The organism is Flavobacterium esculini (assembly GCF_048284325.1).
GTDB lineage: Bacteria > Bacteroidota > Bacteroidia > Flavobacteriales > Flavobacteriaceae > Flavobacterium.
In genome coordinates this window covers 13,755-34,092 of the sequence record NZ_JBLVPI010000023.1, presented here as the reverse complement: position 1 = coordinate 34,092, position 20,338 = coordinate 13,755, and the positions used below count along the sequence as shown (strand labels likewise).

At 33.9% G+C, this 20,338-nt stretch carries 17 protein-coding genes; 13 read left to right on the top strand and 4 right to left on the bottom strand.

The window, feature by feature from the left end; all coding sequences use genetic code 11:
- From ACNQGG_RS16345 to queA, 9 genes are all read left to right on the top strand, one after another.
- The coding region (locus ACNQGG_RS16345) for an IS3 family transposase (RefSeq protein WP_417965762.1) at positions 1-80 on the top strand (80 nt) is incomplete at its 5' end.
- Between the two features lie 110 nt (positions 81-190).
- A complete protein-coding gene (gene rsgA / locus ACNQGG_RS16340; RefSeq protein ID WP_417965760.1) occupies positions 191-1,168 on the top strand; it encodes a ribosome small subunit-dependent GTPase A in 978 nt (325 codons plus the stop codon).
- 45 nt (positions 1,169-1,213) lie between these two features.
- Positions 1,214-1,666, top strand: a complete 453-nt coding sequence (dtd, locus tag ACNQGG_RS16335) for a D-aminoacyl-tRNA deacylase (RefSeq protein ID WP_417965759.1) — start codon at positions 1,214-1,216, stop codon at positions 1,664-1,666.
- A 47-nt stretch (positions 1,667-1,713) separates the two neighbouring features.
- Positions 1,714-3,624 carry a DUF3857 domain-containing protein gene (locus ACNQGG_RS16330; protein WP_417965757.1) on the top strand — a complete coding sequence of 637 codons (1,911 nt, stop codon included), beginning with the start codon at positions 1,714-1,716 and terminating at the stop codon, positions 3,622-3,624.
- Between the two features lie 4 nt (positions 3,625-3,628).
- Positions 3,629-5,653: a transglutaminase family protein gene (locus ACNQGG_RS16325; RefSeq protein WP_417965755.1), complete on the top strand. Its 2,025-nt coding sequence runs from the start codon at positions 3,629-3,631 to the stop codon at positions 5,651-5,653.
- A 4-nt stretch (positions 5,654-5,657) separates the two neighbouring features.
- Positions 5,658-7,649: a DUF3857 domain-containing protein gene (locus tag ACNQGG_RS16320; protein ID WP_417965753.1), complete on the top strand. Its 1,992-nt coding sequence runs from the start codon at positions 5,658-5,660 to the stop codon at positions 7,647-7,649.
- Between the two features lie 2 nt (positions 7,650-7,651).
- On the top strand, positions 7,652-7,978 hold the full coding sequence (locus ACNQGG_RS16315; protein ID WP_309756260.1) for a nucleotide pyrophosphohydrolase: 327 nt from the start codon (positions 7,652-7,654) through the stop codon (positions 7,976-7,978).
- 101 nt (positions 7,979-8,079) lie between these two features.
- On the top strand, positions 8,080-9,303 hold the full coding sequence (gene aroA, locus ACNQGG_RS16310; RefSeq protein WP_417965751.1) for a 3-phosphoshikimate 1-carboxyvinyltransferase: 1,224 nt from the start codon (positions 8,080-8,082) through the stop codon (positions 9,301-9,303).
- A gap of 149 nt (positions 9,304-9,452) precedes the next feature.
- Positions 9,453-10,502: a tRNA preQ1(34) S-adenosylmethionine ribosyltransferase-isomerase QueA gene (queA, locus tag ACNQGG_RS16305; protein WP_417965749.1), complete on the top strand. Its 1,050-nt coding sequence runs from the start codon at positions 9,453-9,455 to the stop codon at positions 10,500-10,502.
- A gap of 191 nt (positions 10,503-10,693) precedes the next feature.
- On the opposite strand, the gene ACNQGG_RS16300 is transcribed toward queA, so the two are convergent.
- The gene (locus tag ACNQGG_RS16300; protein ID WP_417965747.1) at positions 10,694-11,428 is read right to left on the bottom strand and encodes an SIMPL domain-containing protein; all 735 of its coding nucleotides are present in this window, start codon (positions 11,426-11,428) and stop codon (positions 10,694-10,696) included.
- A 187-nt stretch (positions 11,429-11,615) separates the two neighbouring features.
- Between ACNQGG_RS16300 and kynU the strand changes: the two genes are divergently transcribed.
- Complete coding sequence (kynU, locus tag ACNQGG_RS16295; RefSeq protein WP_417965745.1) at positions 11,616-12,890, top strand: kynureninase; 1,275 nt, start codon at positions 11,616-11,618, stop codon at positions 12,888-12,890.
- Between the two features lie 101 nt (positions 12,891-12,991).
- A complete protein-coding gene (locus ACNQGG_RS16290; RefSeq protein ID WP_417965744.1) occupies positions 12,992-13,435 on the top strand; it encodes a glycine zipper family protein in 444 nt (147 codons plus the stop codon).
- Between the two features lie 279 nt (positions 13,436-13,714).
- Here the strand turns inward: ACNQGG_RS16290 and ACNQGG_RS16285 are convergent, their stop codons facing one another.
- Together ACNQGG_RS16285 and ACNQGG_RS16280 are read right to left on the bottom strand one after the other, a co-directional pair.
- Complete coding sequence (locus tag ACNQGG_RS16285; protein ID WP_417965742.1) at positions 13,715-15,247, bottom strand: cryptochrome/photolyase family protein; 1,533 nt, start codon at positions 15,245-15,247, stop codon at positions 13,715-13,717.
- A gap of 3 nt (positions 15,248-15,250) precedes the next feature.
- Positions 15,251-15,892, bottom strand: coding sequence for a flavin reductase family protein (locus ACNQGG_RS16280; protein ID WP_417965740.1), 642 nt, complete (start codon positions 15,890-15,892; stop codon positions 15,251-15,253).
- 160 nt (positions 15,893-16,052) lie between these two features.
- Here ACNQGG_RS16280 and ACNQGG_RS16275 point away from each other — a divergent pair, with 160 nt between their 5' ends.
- Entirely contained in the window at positions 16,053-18,443 is a 2,391-nt protein-coding gene (locus ACNQGG_RS16275) for a penicillin acylase family protein (RefSeq protein WP_417965738.1), read from the top strand.
- 62 nt (positions 18,444-18,505) lie between these two features.
- The gene (locus ACNQGG_RS16270; RefSeq protein ID WP_417965736.1) at positions 18,506-19,843 is read left to right on the top strand and encodes an FAD-dependent oxidoreductase; all 1,338 of its coding nucleotides are present in this window, start codon (positions 18,506-18,508) and stop codon (positions 19,841-19,843) included.
- Positions 19,844-19,937: 94 nt separating this feature from the next.
- Here ACNQGG_RS16270 and ACNQGG_RS16265 read toward each other — a convergent pair whose 3' ends face one another.
- Positions 19,938-20,300: a cupin domain-containing protein gene (locus tag ACNQGG_RS16265; RefSeq protein WP_417965734.1), complete on the bottom strand. Its 363-nt coding sequence runs from the start codon at positions 20,298-20,300 to the stop codon at positions 19,938-19,940.
- Positions 20,301-20,338 lie beyond the last annotated feature (38 nt).

Genomic DNA, 20,338 nt, shown 5'->3' with positions numbered 1-20,338 from the left:
ATTACAATAATGAAAGAATAAAACTGAATTTAAACGGAATGAGCCCGACACAATATCGAGCTCATTATTATCAAAATTAATTATAAATTTGTCTAAAATTTTGGGTGCAGTCTAAATTAAGGCGGCTTTTTTTATTAAACTTAACTCCTATCAATAAACGGGATAAACTTTAAAATTTTATCTTTGCAGTATGACAGGACTAGTATACAAATCTACAGGAAGTTGGTACACCGTAAAATCCGAACAAGGGGATTTTATTGAATGCCGTATGAAAGGGAAATTCCGAATTAAAGGAATCAAAAGTACTAATCCTATTGCTGTAGGAGATGTTGTAGATTATGAACTAGAAGAAACATCGGACATTGTTACGGGAACCATTCATAAAATTCATGACAGGAAGAACTATATCGTTCGTAAATCTGTGAATTTATCGCATCAGATGCATATTATTGCATCAAACATCGATCGGGTTTTCTTGTTGGTTACCATAAATAATCCGCCAACGACCTTTAATTTTATTGACCGTTTTCTGGTTACTGCTGAAGCATACGGAATTGAAACGATATTAGTTTTTAATAAAATCGATACTTTTGACGATGCTACTCTTGATGAGCAATTGTACATGCAGCATGTGTACCAAGAAATTGGATACAAATGTTTACGCGTTTCTTCTACTGAAATGAAAGGAATCGAGGAGTTGAAAGAAATGATGATTGGTAAAGTGAGTATGTTTTCAGGACATTCAGGAGTTGGAAAGTCAACTTTGGTAAATGCTATGGAACCTTCCTTGCATCTAAAAACAAAAACAATTTCTGAAGCAAGTAAGCAAGGACAACACACTACGACTTTTGCAGAAATGTATGATTTATCATTTGATGCCAGAATCATCGATACGCCTGGTATCAAAGGTTTTGGAATCGTGGATATGGAAAAAGAAGAAGTGAGTGGGTATTTTCCCGAGTTTTTCAAATTGAAAGACCAGTGTAAATTTAATAATTGCTTGCATAAAGAGGAACCGCATTGCGCCATTAAAGCAGCTTTGGAGAAAGACGAAATTGCATGGTCTCGTTATAGAAGTTATCTTAAAATTCTCGAAGGTGACGATGAAAATTATCGCACCGACATTCATAATGAAGACCGAATAATTAGTGATAAAACAAGAGAATAATAGAGACGCGATTTATCGCGTCTGTTTTTTATAGAGTATAAAATAATGAAAGTTGTAATTCAAAGAGTCTCCTCCGCTTCTGTAACCATTGATGAAAAAATTGTAGCCGATATCCAAAAAGGGTTGTTGGTTTTAGTTGGAATTGAAGATAGCGACACGCAAGAAGACAGCAATTGGCTGGTCGGTAAAATTGTAAACCTTCGTATTTTTGCAGATGAAAATCAGGTTATGAATTTATCGGTCAAAGATATCAAAGGCGATATAATTGTGGTAAGCCAGTTTACACTTCATGCTTCCACCAAAAAAGGCAATCGTCCTTCCTATATTAAAGCCTCAAAACCAGACGTTGCCATTCCATTGTATGAGAATTTTGTAAAACGCTTGGAAATAGAGTTGGGGAATAAGGTTCAGACTGGGGTTTTTGGTGCAGATATGAAGGTACTTTTGTTAAATGATGGGCCAGTAACGATACAAATAGATAGTAAAAATAGAGAATAAATTTTTTTTGCCGAATTTTTCTTATAAATTTGAGAAAAATGTAATCTATGCAATTTAAATCTACTTGTTTTCTATTGTTGTTTTATTCTACATTACTTCTTGCGCAAAAAAACGAATATAATACGTTATCAATAGCTGATAGTCTCAAAGAGAATGCCAATGCAGTAGTTCGTTTGAATCAAGTTGATATTACTATTTCGTCTCAAAGGAATATGAATATCAAGACTAAAAGAGTAGTTACAGTTCTAAACGAAAAGGGAATTGGCGAAATTGAGGCGAAAGAATATTATAGTAAAACGTCCTCAGTAAAAAATATAGAAGTATTAGTCCTTGATGGTTTTGGCATTGAAATTAAAAAAATAAAAAGAAAAGATTTCAAAGATCAAAGTGCAGTGAGCGGAAGTACGCTTTTCTCAGACGACCGTATTATTTATTTGGATTACACACCTATCCAATATCCCTTTACCATAATTTATGAAAGCGAAGTAGAAAGTTCAAACACTGCTTTTATTCCACAATGGTATCCCTTAAGTGATTACCTTGTAAGTGTTGAAAAAAGTGTTTTAAATGTAAATTATCCTTCTGCTCTTGGTTTTAAAAAGATGGAATCGAATTTTTCTAATTTTCTAATTAATAAAATAGTAGATTCATCCACACAACTTTCTTATACCGCCACTAATATTACCGCCCAAAAAGAAGAAGATTACAGTCCTGGTTTTACTGCTATTTTTCCAAAAGTAATGATGGGTTTAGAAAATTTTCATCTTGAAAATGTAGATGGAAACGCTAAAACTTGGGCAACATTCGGTAAATGGTATTCCGATAAAATTTTATCAGGAACAACAGAATTGTCTGAGGAAACCAAATTAAAAATAAAAGCGCTTGTTGGAGACGAAAAAGATCCAATAAAGAAAGCAAAATTGATTTATAACTATGTGCAGCAAAAATCGCGATATGTAAATATCAGTATTGGAATTGGAGGGTGGAAACCGATGTTAGCTGCTGATGTTGATCGATTAGGATATGGTGATTGCAAGGCATTGACTAATTATACAAAAGCACTTCTCAATGCGGTTGATGTTCCGTCATACAATACTATTTTATATGGAAGCCCTCGTAAACGAAACATTGAGCCAGATTTTGTATCGATGCAAGGTAATCACATGATTTTATCGATTCCTAGTGGAGCTAATTATATTTGGCTGGAATGTACCAGTCAGGATACTCCTTTTGGTTACCAAGGTACTTTTACTGACGACAGAGATGTTTTAATTATGAAGCCTGAAGGTGGAGAAATTGTTAGAACAAAAAATTATGAAGATATAAACAATACACAAATTAGTAAAGGAAAAATTTCTTTGTCGCAAACGGGAGATTTTTTTGGGAAAATAAGTATTGTCTCAGAAGGTTCGCAATACAATCAGAAATCAGTTATAGAGAATTTTCAGCCTACGGATAAAGAAGCGCATTATAAAGAATATTGGGATAATATCAATAATTTAAAGATTGATAAAATAACATTTACTAACGATAAGGAAAAGGTCAGTTTTGCTGAAAATGCTGAAATTAGTGCCGTTAATTATGGAAGTGTTTCCGGTAATAAGATAATGTTTGTGATCAATGCGTATAACCAAATTACAGGAAATGTAAAACGAATCCGAAATCGGAAAAACCCATTTGAAATTCAAAGAGGATATGCTGATGGAGATGAAATTGAGATTTGTTTGCCTTCAGGATTTTCTATTGAATTTCTACCAAGCAATTTTGAATTGAAAACGAAATTTGGTGAATACAAAACCGAAATCATCAAGAAAGATGCTACTAATATTATTTACAAGCGTACCATGTTCTTGAAAAAAGGATTGTATTCGAACAAAGAATACGATGAATACCGCCTTTTTATTGAACAGATCTCTAGAAATGACAATGCCAAAATTATTCTAACCCAAAACCAATAAAGCCATGCAACTTAAAAAATCGCTCCTTTTTTTATTATTTCTTATTTCGGTCTCAAAAAGCACTGCTCAAAACTTTGAATTGGGTAAAGTTTCGATTGCGGAATTAGAAGAAAAAGAGCATCCTAAAGACCCTTCGGCAGTAGCGGCGATATTATTCAAAAAAGGAAAGATGAGTCTTGAATATACTAAAAGCGAAGGTTTTGTAATGATAACGGAAGTAAAAACCAAGATTAAGATTTATAAAAAAGAAGGTTATGATTGGGCAAATCAAAAAGTGCGATACTATTTAGGGAATAATTCCAAAGAAAATGTTTCTTTTACGGATGCTGTAACATACAATTTATTGGATGGGAAAATTGAGAAAACGAAACTGAAAAGTGATGGGACATTTGATGAGACCATCAATAGATTTTGGGGGCAGAAAAAGATAACAATGCCAAATATAAAAGAAGGGTCTGTCATAGAATTTCAATATACAATTCGATCACTGAGTATTGCAATGCCGAGAGAGTATAGTTTCCAGACCACAATTCCAGTAAATTATTCAGAGTACAGAACTTTTATTCCACAATATTTTATTTATAATGCCAATCAAAAAGGATTTATTTTTCCTAAAGTAACGGTAGAGAAAAAACCAAAAATAATTAAATTTTTGGATATGGAAAGCAAGCAAGCCGGAACAGCCTCCAGTAATGTAAATGCATCATTTTATGAAAGTACACTAGAATACGAAGAAACCAGAACCACTTATTTAGCAGAGAATTTACCAGCGATGAATGAAGAATCTTTTGTGAATAATATTGATAATTACACATCAAGTTTGGTACAGGAATTATCAATGACACAATATCCTAATCAGTCTTTGAAACCGTATTCGACCGATTGGAAATCAGTGGTAAAGACAATTTATGAGTATGATGATTTTGGACCTGAATTGGATAAAACAGGTTATTTTGAAGATGATATAAATGCTTTAATGAAAGGTTTGAATACCAAAGAAGAAAAAATAGCGGCTATTTTTAATTACGTTAAATCTAATGTGAAATGGAATGATTATTATGGTTATTCTTGTAACGACGGTGTAAAAAAAGCATACAAAGATAAAACAGGAAATGTAGCCGAAATTAACCTTATGCTTACCGCTATGTTGCGTTATGCTGGAATCAGCGCTAATCCTGTATTGTTAAGTACACGCGCTAACGGAGTGGCATTATTTCCTAATAGAACAGCTTTTGATTATGTAATTGCTGCGGTAGAAATACAAGATGGTTTAGTTTTATTGGATGCAACTGAGAAGTATTCGTTACCTAATGTTTTGCCATTAAGAGATTTGAACTGGTTTGGAAGGCTAATTAGAAAAGATCGGACATCAGTAGAAGTGGACTTGACGCCAAAAACACTTTCGAAAGAAATCATAAATGCGAGTTTTGTTGTTAATAGCAATGGTTTGATTACTGGTAAAGTAAGAAGACAACTTACCGATCATGAAGCACTTTATTTTAGACAAAAAAACATAATAACAAGTAAAGATAATTACTTGGAAGAATTAGAAAACAAAAACAATGCTATTGAAATAACGGACTATGTTAGAGAAAATGATTTGAACTTGGCAAAGCCAATTCTTGAAACGTATACTTTTAAAGACTCAAAAGATTTTGAAAGTATAAATGGAAAAATCTATATAGCTCCATTATTATTTTTGTCAACTAAAGTAAATCCTTTTAAACAGGAAGTAAGAACATATCCGATTGATTTTGGATATCCTATAGAGAATAAGTATAACATTATGATAGAGATTCCAGAAGGTTATGCTGTAGAATCTTTGCCTATTTCAATGAATATTGCTACGCCAGATAACATTGGAACATATAAATATGTTATTGGCGCTACTGGAAATAAAATCCAAATTTCAATCACCTCAGATATTAACACAGCAATAGTTCCAGCGGATTATTATACTGCTTTAAAAGAATTCTTTCAGAAAATGATTGACAAGCAAAATGAAAAAATAGTGCTTAAAAAAATATAGAAGGATGAAATTGTATAGTGCTAAAGTTGCCTTGTTTTTGTTGCTAATGGTTTCTGTTGTAAAGGCACAAGAATTGAAATTAGTAAAAGTTACCATAGCTGAACTAGAAGAAAAGCAATATTCAAAAGATACTGTCGCTGTGGCAGCTATATTGTATAAAAAAGGAAGAACTTTTTTTACGTATAATGTAAAAACTGGTTTTGCAGCGAATCATGAATTTACTTTTAGAATTAAAATATATAAAAAAGAAGGGCTTCATTGGGCTGATTTTGAAGTTCCATATTATATAGGTTATGAAAAATTGAAGGAAGATTATTTAACTTTTAATGACGCGGTTACCTATAATTTGGAAGGTGGTACTATTGTTAAAACAAAACTCAATAATGAGGGAAGTTTTAAAACCAAGGTAAATGAAAATTGGAAAAAAGCATCGATATCATTACCTAATGTAAAAGCAGGGTCTATAATTGAATTCAGTTATTTATTGAAATCCGAAAATATAGTTAAATTTCCTGTCTATGATATTCAATATACTATTCCAGTAAAATATTCTGAATACAGAACCGAAGTTCCGGAGTACTATATCTATAAAACCTTATTGAAAGGGTATGTAGATGTACAATCAGAATCTAAATATGAAAATGGATCTGTGAATTATAATAATGAATATAACCAGAGCAATACTATGAGGTATAAACAGATCAATAATAGTTATATAGCCAAAGACGTGCCTGCGATAAAAGAAGAAGAATATGTTGATAATTTAAAAAACTATAAGGCATCCATTCACAATGAACTGGAAAGGACCCGGTTCCCGGAAAGTCCGGTCAAAGATTATACCATAACCTGGGAAGGGGTTGCGAAAACTATTTTTGAAAGCAAAGATTTTGGTGAACAACTGAAAGTGAGTAGTTTCTTAATTAATGACTTGGGATTAATACTGAAAGATATTGATTCTAAAGAAGAAAGACTCAAAGTGATATTTAAGTTTGTTCAGGAAAAGATGAATTGGAACAATGAATACGGTTATTATACTGATAAAGGAGTTCTGAAGGCCTATGCAGACCGAACGGGTAATGTCGCCGAAATTAATTTTATTTTGATATCCATGTTGCGACTCGCAGGGATAAGTGCAGATCCTGTTTTGATTAGCACTATAGAGCACGGAGTTCCTGTGTTTCCTAGCAGAACAGATTTTAATTATGTGGTGGCAATGGCCGAAATAGACGATAAACAAATTCTGTTGGATGCCACACATAATTATACAACCCAAAATATTTTACCGTTAAACGCTTTAAATTGGAAAGGACGCTTGATTAAACAAGATGGGACATCCAATGAAATAAATTTGGTGCCAACAGTTCCATCTGTGGTGAATTACAATCTAAGTGCTAAAGTTTATGCTTCGGGGGAAATCTCAGGAGAAATTAAAAGTAGAAAGTCCAATTATGAAGCTTATAGGTTTAGAGATAAATATGCCGGAATGAATTCGGATAGTTATATAGAGAAATTAGAGCATTCGTACAATGGAATTGAAATCAGTAAATATACAATAGTAAATAAAAATACTGATTTGTTAAAGCCTGTTGATGAAAGTTTTGCATTCAAATCTACTAATCAGTCTGAAATTATAGGAGAAGAGATTTTTTTGAACCCATTGTTATTTTTTACTTTACATAAAAATCCATTTGTTCAGGATAAAAGAAAAATGCCAATTTATTTTGGATATCCAATTCAAAATAGATACAATATAAGTATTGAAATTCCTGAAGGATATCAGGTAGAATCCCTGCCAAAAGGAATAAATTTGTCAATGGGTGATGGATCTTTTTCTTTTAAATATTTTTTAGAAAAAAAAGAAAACAGAATTCAAATTGTTGTTCAATCAGAAACAAAAAATGCTGTAGTTTCAGCTGAAGATTACCTCATGTTGAAAGATTTTTATCAGCAAATAATGTATAAACAAAAGGAAAAAATAGTGCTTAAAAAAATATAACAATGAACTTAAAAAATTCCCAACTAGACGTTGACACTTGGATAAAAGAACACGGCGTTCGTTATTTCAACGAATTAACCAATATGGCGCAACTTACTGAAGAGGTAGGCGAGGTAGCCCGCATCATTGCACGTCGTTACGGAGAACAATCCGAAAAAGAATCGGATAAAAACAAAGACCTTGGCGAAGAATTAGCCGATGTGGTGTTCGTAGTTTTATGTTTGGCAAACCAAACGGGAATCGATTTACAAGCCGCTTTCGACAAGAAAATGGATCTGAAATCCGTCCGCGACAAAGACCGCCATAAGAATAATGACAAATTAAAATAATTTATGAATTTTAAATTATGAATTTTAAATGTGGAATGGTAAATTGCGGCCTTGAATTATACCGCTCATAATTCATAATTCATAACTCATTAATTAAAAACATGAATTTACTGTTACAAACTTCCCATTCCAATTTACAAGCTCAAATTGCTGTTACTGGCTCAAAAAGTGAAACCAACCGACTGTTATTGTTACAAGCGTTGTTTCCCAATATTACTTTGGCCAATACTTCAAACTCAGATGATAGTGAAGTAATGCAAAAAGCATTGAAAGGGAACGAGGAAATAGTTGATATTCATCATGCGGGAACTGCAATGCGTTTTCTTACGGCTTATTTTGCGGTAAACGAAGGTCGTGAAGTGGTCTTGACTGGTTCGCAAAGAATGACAGAGCGTCCAATCAAAGTTTTGGTGGAAGCATTGGAGCAATTGGGGGCGAAAATCTCCTACGAGAAAGAAGTAGGTTATCCGCCTATTCGAATCAAAGGACAGAAAATCACTGCTTCTAAGGTTAGTATTCCGGCAAATGTAAGCAGCCAATACATCTCAGCATTGTCATTAGTGGCACCAAAATTAGAAAATGGGATTGAAATTACTTTAGTCGGTGAAATCACTTCTGTTCCATATATCAAAATGACCTTGGCTTTGTTGAATGATTTAGATATCAAAACCAGTTTTATAGGAAATGTGATTACGGTTTATCCAAAACAAGACGTGGAATCGAAAGTAATGACCGTAGAATCCGATTGGAGTTCTGCTTCCTACTTTTTCAGTTTGGCTGCTTTAGCAGATAACGCTGCTATTTCATTGACGAGTTATAAGGAAACTAGTTTGCAAGGAGATTCCGCTTTGGTTGAAATCTATAAGCAAATGGGTGTTGATACCCGTTTTGAAGAAAACAAAATGACGCTTACTAAACAAGCTGACTTTATTCCTCAAACTGTAACTTTTGAACTTAACAATACGCCTGATATTGCACAAACCATAGTAGTTACTTGCCTTGGATTAGGAATAGGTTGTCATCTTACCGGTCTTCACACGTTGAAAATCAAAGAAACGGACAGACTGGAAGCGCTGCGTATTGAAATTACAAAATTAGGAGCGAATATATCAGTTACGAATGATAGCTTGACGCTTGGGGCTTCAAATACTATTAATCATAATGTGCCAATCGCTACTTATAACGATCACAGAATGGCGATGGCATTTGCACCTTTAGCTTTAAAAGTGCCAATAATTATCGAAAATGCCGAAGTGGTTTCCAAATCATATCCTGATTTTTGGAATGATTTAAAAAGTTTAGGCTTCAAGATTTTAGAAAAATAAGACTTGTAAAGACTAGTGGATGAGCTGCTTTTGAAAATAAACAGCAAAACACTTGACAACGCCTATCTCACAATCGTATATTTGCACACGATTTAAAATTATGACCTCAAAACTCATAATTCATAATCCATAACTCATAACTTTATCAAATGAAATTATCACATTTTCAATTCGATTTACCAAAAGAACTTCTTGCCGAATATCCAGCTGAAAACAGAGACGAATCACGTCTAATGGTTATTGATCGTAAGAAGCAAACTATAGAACATAAAATGTTCAAAGATGTTATCGATTATTTTGATGACGGAGATGTTTTAATTCTGAATAATACCAAGGTTTTTCCAGCGCGTTTGTATGGAAACAAGGAAAAAACAGGAGCAAGAATCGAAGTTTTTTTACTTAGAGAATTAAACTCTGAGCAAAGACTTTGGGATGTTTTGGTTGATCCGGCACGTAAAATCAGAATTGGAAACAAATTATATTTTGGAGATGACGACTCCTTAGTTGCTGAGGTTATTGACAATACCACTTCTCGTGGAAGAACATTACGTTTCCTTTACGACGGTTCTTATGAAGAATTCAGAAATAAATTGACAGAACTTGGGGAAACTCCAATCCCAAAATACATTTCAAGAGACGTAACTCCGGAAGATGCGGAACGTTACCAAACTATATATGCTAAAGAAGAAGGAGCTGTTGCGGCGCCAACTGCAGGATTGCACTTCTCTAAACATTTATTGAAAAAACTGGAAATCAAAGGGATAAAATTTGCCGAAGTAACGCTTCACGTTGGTTTGGGGACTTTCAACCCAGTTGAGGTTGAAGATTTATCAAAACACAAAATGGATTCTGAGGAATTAAAAATTACCCAGGAAGCGTGTGATATCGTTAATGATGCCAAAGTGAAAAAGAAACGTATTTGCGCAGTAGGAACGACTTCTATGCGTGCCGTAGAAAGCTCAGTTTCATCACAAAGTACGCTAAATCCTTTTGATGGTTGGACAAATAAATTTGTATTTCCTCCTCATGATTTCAGTATCGCAACATGTATGATTACTAATTTTCACACTCCAAAATCTACTTTATTGATGATGGTTTCAGCATTTTGCGGACATGATTTAATGAAAAGAGCTTATGCAGAAGCAATCAAAGAAGAATACAAATTCTATTCTTACGGTGATGCCATGTTAATTATTTAATCTGAATTTATTTCAGATTCTAAATAATAAAATCTCGTCAGCAATGGCGAGATTTTTTTTTGGAGTGTGTCCCGCTGAAAAAGCGGGTCGGGCTGTACGCTGTATCTTTATTTTCTTAAAGAAAGAAAAATAAAGGATGCCGCTTCCATCCCTCACACAAAATAATTAGGGATGACCCATGATTGGTATTCCTAATTCACTTGATAAACCAGTTTTACTGTAATATTAGCCGTTTTGTTTTTGGACTGCGTATTAAAAGATCCTCCATAAGAAAAATCTTCCGATGAGTTTTGACCCGTTATTTGGAAAACACCCATATCTGATTTTTTTAAATTGCCAAGATTTGCATCCGCATTTTCGGCAATGCTTTTAGCTCTAATACTTGCATCTTTTGTAGCTTCGGCAATCATTTTTATTTTCAATTCCGCTAACTTGGTGTAATAATATTCAGGAGGATTCGAATAAAATTCCACACCAGAATTAATTAATTCACTGGATTGTCTTGATATTTCTTCAATTTTGTTCACTTCCTTTGATTGGATACTCACGCTTTGAGTCAATGTGAATCCAGTGAAAATTTGTTGTTTGGTAGTTCCGTTTGCATTGAAAATAGTTTCAAAATCTTTATTAAAATTCACCGCCGAAAACACCATTTCAGTCGGAGCAATTCCTTTGCTTGATAAGTAGCTTTTGATTTTTTCTCTGTCGGTATCAAGTGATGCATAGGCTTCTTTTAAAGTCGTACTTTTTTTAGAGAAAGAACCACTCCATACAATTAAATCCGAAACAAAATCTTTCTTCCCTAAACCTGTCACACTGATGGTATCGTTGTTCTTATTTCGATTCTGAAAAGCATTCGAAAATAAATAAGCTGAAATCACAACTGCCAGCGAAATAATAATAACGTTCAAATTGTTTTTAAGCATAGCTAAAATTTTTATATTCAATTAAATATAATTAAATAACGTGTTAATTTTTAATTCCGTATGCAAGATATTAATTATTTTCCTACATCAAACGCTTCTTTTTTTAAAGTTGTCTTTCTGTCTATAGGCCAAAAGTCTTTTATCTATCTGTCTTTTTTTATTACTTTTACCAAACAAAATACAAACAATGATTTTCAAAAACACCATTGAATTTGCAAAACAACTTGATGCACAAGATCAGTTAAATAAATACCAAGATGAATTTATTTTTCCGCAGGTAAATGGAAAAAAAGTGATTTATTTTACAGGAAATTCACTGGGATTACAACCTAAACGTACCAAAGCATACATAGACGAGGTGATGAATGACTGGGGAAACCTTGCCGTTGAAGGTCATTTTTATGCACAAAAACCGTGGTGGGATTACCAAGAGCGATTTGCGAATCCATTGAGTAAAATTGTTGGCGCCTTACCAAGTGAGGTAACTGTGATGAATACATTGACGGTTAATCTTCATTTATTAATGGTTTCCTTTTACCGGCCTACTACAACCAGATATAAAATCATTTGCGAGGAAAAAGCATTCCCTTCAGATCAATATATGTTTCAAAGTCAAGTGCATTTTCATGGGTATAAACCAGAAGATACAATTATTGAAATCAAGCGTCGCGACGGGGAACACAACATACGCTTAGAAGATATTTTGGCTAAAATTGAGGAAGTAGGTGAGGAATTGGCTTTGGTTTTAATTGGAGGGGTCAACTATTACACGGGACAAGTTTTTGATATGAAAACCATAACTGCCGCTGGTCATAAAGCGGGCGCTTATGTAGGTTGGGATTTAGCCCACGCTGCAGGAAATATAAAACTGGAATTGCACCATTGGAATGTGGATTTTGCTGCCTGGTGTAGTTATAAATATATGAATTCAGGACCTGGAAATGCTTCGGGGTGTTTTATTCATGAAAAACACCATAATAATTCGGAGTTGCCAAGATTCGCCGGTTGGTGGGGACACAATAAAGAACGTCGTTTCAAGATGGAGCAAACTTTCAATCCCATTCATGGAGCCGATGGTTGGCAAATCAGCAATTTACCAGTGCTTTCTTTAGCACCCTATTTGGCATCAGTTGAAATGTTTGATGAAATAGGAATGGACGCTTTAATCCAAAAAAGAGATAGAATTACTTCTTACTTGGAGTTTATTTTGCATGAAATTGACAAGGAGGTGGATAGTAGCTTCGAAATCATTACGCCATCAAATCCATCCGAAAGAGGGTCACAATTATCAGTATTGCTACATGGAGAAGGACGGAGTTTGTTTGACTATCTTATGGAAAATGGTGTGATAACGGATTGGCGGGAGCCTAATGTTATTCGTTTGGCTCCGGTTCCATTATACAGTTCTTTTGAGGATATGTATCACTTTGGACAAACCTTGAAAGCTGGAATTATAGGGTAACATTTTTCTAAAATTATATAAAAAATAGTTTAAATTCTATAAGTTTTATTTAATGGTTTAAATGTTCCTTTGTAGCATTAGAAATTCTTAAATTTAAAATTATGAAAAATATATACTTTATAGTACTATCATTAGTTATCGTTTCTTGTCAGAATCAAGGAAAAATGGAGATGGAAAAAGCAAAGCAAGCAAGCATCGATTCTATGAAACTAGTGACTACGGATTCAATGAATGCTGAATTTGAAAAACAAAAAGTCATTGATTCCATGCAAATTGAGATGGGTAAAGTTGAAGATGCCAAGATAGAATCTCAAAAAGAAGTTGTTGTTGTCAATCATCAGGCAGCCGCTATCACAACGACAACGACCACGAAAAAGAAAGGTTGGAGTGGAGCAGCAAAAGGAGCCGTTATTGGAGCTGGAGTTGGAGCCGTTACTGGAGCAATTATTAGTAAGAAAAAAGGACAAGGAGCTATAATTGGTGGTTTAGCAGGAGCAGGTGTTGGAGCAGGTACTGGTGCTATTATTGACGGAGGTAAAGAGTAATAAATAAATTTTTGGACATTAACTTAATAAACAACTAAATGTTAACGGGGTCGAATTCTGCTCTTGAGAGGGGTTTGGGGTTTGTTTTTGTTAAAATGAAAATATTTTATTTTCTTAAACATACTCTAAAGTATTCATAATTGTTGAAACTTACAACAAAGGTTGAATTATTAGACTTAATGTTAGTTTTTAAAAAAGTAGCACTATAAGTTTTTATAAAAAGAGTGTTTAAGTTCTAATCGAATTTAAACACTCTTTTTATTTTTAGTAGTCTTTAGTTTAATACGAATTCAAACTTCCAATAATAGCATTGGCCTTAATTTTGATTTTATACAATTCTTCTGGATTTATTTTATTCAATAAATTCAGCATCATTCCCATACGAGGATTTCCTTTGAAATACTCTTTTTTTTCGTCTAGAAAATTCCAGTATAACGAATTGAAAGGGCAGGCTTTATCTCCAAATTTCTCTTTGACATTGTAATGGCATTTGACACAATTATTGCTCATTTTATTGATGTAACTTCCAGAGGAAACATAGGGTTTTGTGGCGATAATTCCGCCATCTGCATATTGTGACATACCGCGGGTATTTGGCATTTCGACCCATTCAATAGCATCGATGTAAACGCCCAGATACCATTGGTCTACTTCATCAGGATGAATTTGTGTCAGTAACGTAAAATTCCCTATTACCATGAGACGTTGAATATGATGTGCATACGCATCGTCTAAACTTTGATTGATAGCGTGACTCATGCAATTCATTTTGGTTTTACCCGTCCAGAAAAAATCTGGTAACTTGTTATAGTTTTTCAAAACATTCATTTGACCATAATTGGGCATTTCTTTCCAATAAATTCCCCGAATGTATTCCCGCCAACCGAGTATCTGACGTACAAATCCTTCTACTTGCGAGAGGGTTATTTCAGCTTGATTTAAATGATAAAAAGAAATAACGGTCTCGATTACCTCTTTTGGCGAAAGCATTTTACTATTCATAGCAAAAGACAAACGAGAATGGAAAAGAAATTTTTCATCGGTATGTATCGCATCTTCATAATCGCCAAAATGTTGCAGTAGATTTGTACAGAAATAATTTAAAACTTCCAGTGATTGCTCACGAGAAGTGGGCCAACTGAAATTATTCTCATTGATGTTTCCAAAAGTGACTATGCCAGCTTCTTTTATTTGAGCTAGAACTTCAGAAATATTCGCATGAAAATTTTTTTCTGATGGAACAGGAACTTCACCTTTATATTTTTTCCGATTATCTGCATCAAAATTCCATTGGTTGCCCAAAGGTGTTATTCCATTCATTAAAATATGATTTTTTTTACGCATGTTACGATAAAAATTCTCCATCAAGAGTAGCTTCTTTCCCTCAAAGAAATCGGTGAGATCGTGACGCTTGGTGTAAAAATGTTCGGAGTCAAAAGCTTCTGATTCGATTTTTAGATTAGAACAAATCATTTTTAGCTGTTGATCTAGTCTATATTCGTCGGGTAACTGGTATTCAAATTTTTCGATTTTGTGTTTTTCGACACAAAGGGCAATGATTTTTTCTAAATCCTGTGGATTGTCTGCAGTGGTAATTTGAAAATAGACCGCTTGATGTCCATATGCTTTTATGGCTATGTAAAAATTCCTCATTGACATGAAAAACGCTACCACTTTTTGGATGTGATGTTTTACATAATCAGTTTCCTGACGCATTTCTGCAAAGACATAAATCGTATGGTTTTCACATTCCTGAAACCAGGAATGCTCTGAATTTAACTGATCACCAAGGATTAATCGCAATTTTTTCATTTTCTATTTTTTGAAAAATGAAGTAGTGGGAATCTCTTTTCGGGCATATTGAAAACGATCCACTAATTTGGGTAAACAATACCCGTCGAGTCCATTTAGTGCCACAACATTTCCTTTGTCAATTTGTAGCCAACCATCTTTATGTTCCAATTCTTCTTGAAAAAATAAATTTTCGATAGAAGCAATAATGTGAACAGTATCGTTTTCCTTGATATAATATTCATTTACATATTTGCAATACAATTGAACGGGACTTCCTTTTACGAAAGGGATTTCAATATTATTTTTGTATTCTTCTTCAAGATTTGTTTTGTCAAATTCAGAAATTCCCAATTCATAGTTCGCCGAGGTATGATGCGCATCTTCAATCATGTTCACTGTAATGTGATTCACGGTAAAGTAGCCGGTTTCCTTTATGTTTTTGTACGTATCTCTTGGGACAGTTGTAGGTCTCATTATGAATCCAATTAATGCAGGATTACTTCCTAAATGAGTGACACTGCTAAATATGGCTACATTTGGTTTTCCCTGAATGGATTTTGTAGCAAGTAAATTAGCTGATTTATATCCGGTGCAAGAATTGATTAAATTTAATCTTTCGATTTTTTCCATTTGGGAAATATCATCTTTTGAAATATGCTTCATGTCTTTTTTAATTTGGAACAAAGATACTTTTTGTTTAATTAAATGTAAAATAAATTAAACAAAATAATTGAATCTAACCTTTTATATTAAAAGCGATGCAAAAGAAATAGTTTAAAATAACTTTCAAATCCTATATATTTGTTGACCAATTTATCCAAAAATGAAAAAATTCAAAAAAATCCTTCTGGTTTTACTTTCGTTGACAGTGACTATATTACTAGCTTTAATTGTTTATGGTTTTTATCTAAAACCAAAATATGAAGGTAAAGTAAAATTGAAAAACATTCAGAAAGAAACAACGGTATATTTTGATGAGTTTGGAGTGCCTCATATTTATGCCAATGATTCAAAGGATGCTATGGAAGCTTTGGGTTATGTGCATGCGCAAGACCGATTGTGGCAAATGGAATTAATGCGACGTATTGCTCCGGGGCGATTGTCAGAGATTTTTGGTTCGGTTGCATTGAAAAACGACAAATTTTTTGCAGGACTTGGAATCGAAGAAGCTTCAGCAAAAGCGATTGCAGTATTGGATAAAAATAGCCCAAGTTATCAATTGACAATGGCCTACTTGGATGGAATTAATCAATATTTAGAAGAAGGAAAAACTCCTATAGAGTTCAGTTTAGTCGGGGTTAAGAAAGAGAAATTCACGATAAAAGATGTTTATAATATTTTTGGATACATGTCTTTTAGTTTTGCGATGGCTCAAAAAACGGATCCATTATTGACCGATATTCGAAATAAATACGGAATGGAGTATCTGACAGATTTTGGAATTGATAGTTCTTTTAATACTACCCGAATTAAAAATGCTAAAGAGTCTTCACAAGAATATAGTACGATTGCAAATTCTATAGCGTCACTTTTAGATCAATCGCCAATTCCTCCATTTGTAGGAAGCAACAGTTGGGTTATTGCTCCGAAGAAAACTAAAAGCGGGAAAGTGATTTTTGCGAATGATCCGCATATTGGTTTTTCGCAGCCGGGTACTTGGTACGAAGCACATTTAGTAACACCCGATTTTGAATTGTATGGCTGTTATTTGGCGGGAACTCCGTATCCTTTGTTAGGTCATAATCGTGAATATGCATATGGTTTGACAATGTTTGAAAATGATGATATTGATTTATACCAAGAAGAAAATAATCCAAATGATGCGAATGCTTACAAAACGCCAAATGGTTTCAGCTCGTATGAAATTCGTAAAAAAATAATAAAAGTAAAAGATACCGCAGATGTAGTTTTAAATGTAAAAGTGAGTCGTCATGGTCCTATTATGAATGACTTGATTGACGGTCTAAACAAAAATAAACCCGTTGCAATGTCATGGATTTATACGCAACAACCTATTCAGATTCTCGATGCGGTCTATACACTTTCACATGCAAAAAGTAAACCCGATTTTCACAAAGGAGTTGCTTTGATAGCAGCACCAGGATTAAATGTAATGTATGGTGACGCCAAGGGGAATGTAGCTTGGTGGGCAACAGGAAAGTTATATAAACATAAGGAAGGAGTGAATACGAATTTCATTCTCGATGGAACTAGCGGTAAAGATGATATTGCCGAGTATTTAGATTTTTCCAAAAACCCTTCAGCGGAGAATCCAAATTGGAGTTACGTTTATTCGGCCAATAATCAACCGGAACCAATAGACGGGTTTTTATATCCTGGCTACTATCTTCCTGAAGACAGAGCCAAAAGAATCACGCAATTATTAAATTCAAAATCGAATTGGGACAAAGAAGCGGTAAGCAAAATGATTTTCGATAATACTTCGGCAATTGCTCCAGAAGTGGTTGCGACTTTGATTTCGAGTGTCAATTATAATACGCTTTCTAAAAATGAAAAAGAAGCTATTGATATTCTTAAAATTTGGAGTGGATCCAATAATCTTGGAGATATAGCACCAACCATTTATAATAAATGGGTTTATTTATATTTAAAAAATACTTTTAAAGATGAACTCGGAGAAGTTAATTTCAAGCAATTTTTGGGAACACATATTGTGAAGCAAATAATTGCAAGACAAATGACAAATGCAACGTCTCTTTGGTGGGATAATAGTGAGAGTAAAAGTATAAAAGAAACCAGAAGTCAAATTCTATCACAATCATTTAAAGAGGCTATTGCAGCCTTAGAAAAACAATTGGGAAATTCAGTTCCAGCTTGGACTTGGGATAAAGTGCATTCGTTAGAGCATCAACATCCGTTGGGGAAAGTGGCGGCACTAAGAAAGATTTTTAATGTGGGGCCTTTTGAAGTTTCAGGATCAAATGAGGTAATCAATAATCAAATGTTTGGATTTTCAGAAGATGGTAATTATAAAGTTTCTGCCGGCCCGTCAACGAGAAGAATTATTGATTTTTCTGATATAGAAAACAGTTGGAGTATTTTACCAACGGGACAATCAGGAAATCCATTAAGTGCACATTATAGTGATCAGGCAGAACTATACAATGCAGGGAAATTTAGAAGAATGAAACTGAACAAGGAAGAGATTGTTAGAACTTCAACAAAGTTGGTCTTTATTCCGCATAAAAAGTAATGGTTTTTAAAGTCCTTAAAATAATTAATCAGTAATTTTGCCTAACTTTTTATAAAAAATTAATGCAAACTCCCCAAAAAATAGCGGTTGTAGGTTCTGGATTAGTCGGTTCTTTATTAGCTATTTACCTCAGAAAAGCAGGTCATACGGTTCATGTCTATGATAGAAGTCCAGATATTAGACAAATTCAGTTTTCGGGTCGTTCTATCAATTTAGCCATGTCTAATCGCGGTTGGAAAGCACTGGACGGAGTTGGTGTGGGTGATGCGGTACGCGAAATTGCAATTCCTATGGACAAGCGGGCCATTCATCTTGTGGACAGGCTTAATTTTCAAAATTACGGACAAGAAGGGGAGTCTATTTATTCGATTTCAAGAGGAATTTTAAATAGAAAAATGATTGATTTGGCGGAAGCCGCAGGAGCGGAATTCTTTTTTGAGCATAAAATTTGGGATGTAACCTTAGATGATGCGACGCTACATATTGGTGAAACCGAAAGAGGAGCATGGGAAGAAAAAAAATACGATATGGTTTTTGGTGCTGATGGTGCCTTTTCTAGGATTCGCCACCGCATGCAACGTCAAAGCATGTTTGATTATTCGCAAGAATTTTTACCCATTGGATATAAGGAATTAAATATTCCTGCAAACCTAAATGCGACACATAAATTAGATAAAAATTCGTTTCACATTTGGCCAAGAGGCGAATACATGTTGATTGCATTGCCTAATTTAGACGGTAGTTTTACGTGTACTTTGTTCATGCCTTTTGAAGGAGAAAATTCTTTTGCGTCATTAAAAGACCAAAAAGAAGTAGAGGCTTTTTTTGAAAAGAATTTACCGGATACGATTGATGTAATTCCAAAATTGACTGAAGATTTTTTCAAGAATCCAACAAGTACACTAGTGACCATGAAATGTTATCCTTGGACTTATGAAGATAAAATTGCCTTAATTGGTGATGCCTGTCATGCGATCGTACCTTTTTATGGACAAGGAATGAATGCGGGTTTTGAAGATATTTCTATACTTTATGAAATGATAGAAAAGTACGGTGACGACTGGAAGACCATTTTTTCTGAATATCAAAAATCTCGTAAACCAAATGCGGATGCAATTGCGGAACTTTCGTATCGCAATTTTATGGAAATGAGTTCCAAAACTGCTGACGAAAAATTCCTATTACAAAAGAAAATTGAGAAATATTTTTCGGATAAACATCCTGATAAATGGATTCCTCTTTATAGTAGAGTGACTTTTAGCGATCGCCCTTATGCTGAAGCTTTGGCTATTGGGGATTATCAAAATGCCATCATGGAGGAGGTTTTGAAAATGGAAAACATTGAAAATATTTGGGATAGCGAAGCAGTAGAAAATAAAATATTAGAATTGTTACAATAGTTTTTTTAAAGTATTTATTTGTTAGTTCATTTTTCAGGTATATTACTTCACTATGTTGGTGAAAAAAATATTTTTTTCGCTCTTATAAGGGTGTTTATTCCTCACGATGTACTTTTGTAAAATCAAAAGCAGGTTTGCAAATAGCAATATATTCGCATGGTTCGTCAAAAGGGTTGGAATATTGTACCCGAGTGTTCTTCTCAATTTTTATCGATTGACCAGTTTCAAGAATGATAATTTCATCTTCAATAATAAATTGCTTTTTTCCTTTTATAATATAGGTGTATTCTTCAAATTCGGGTGTTTGAAAAGGTTCACTCCATTTGGGTGGAGCAATCATGTGTGCGATTGATATTTCAGGATTATTAGTGGTTGCATTTCCGTGATGTTCTTGTATTAATTTGCCATCAGTTGTTGGAACTACAAATGGTGTTTTTTGAATAAAATATTTTTTCATTTTTAATATTACTTTTTGAAATACCCTTAAAGAAATTT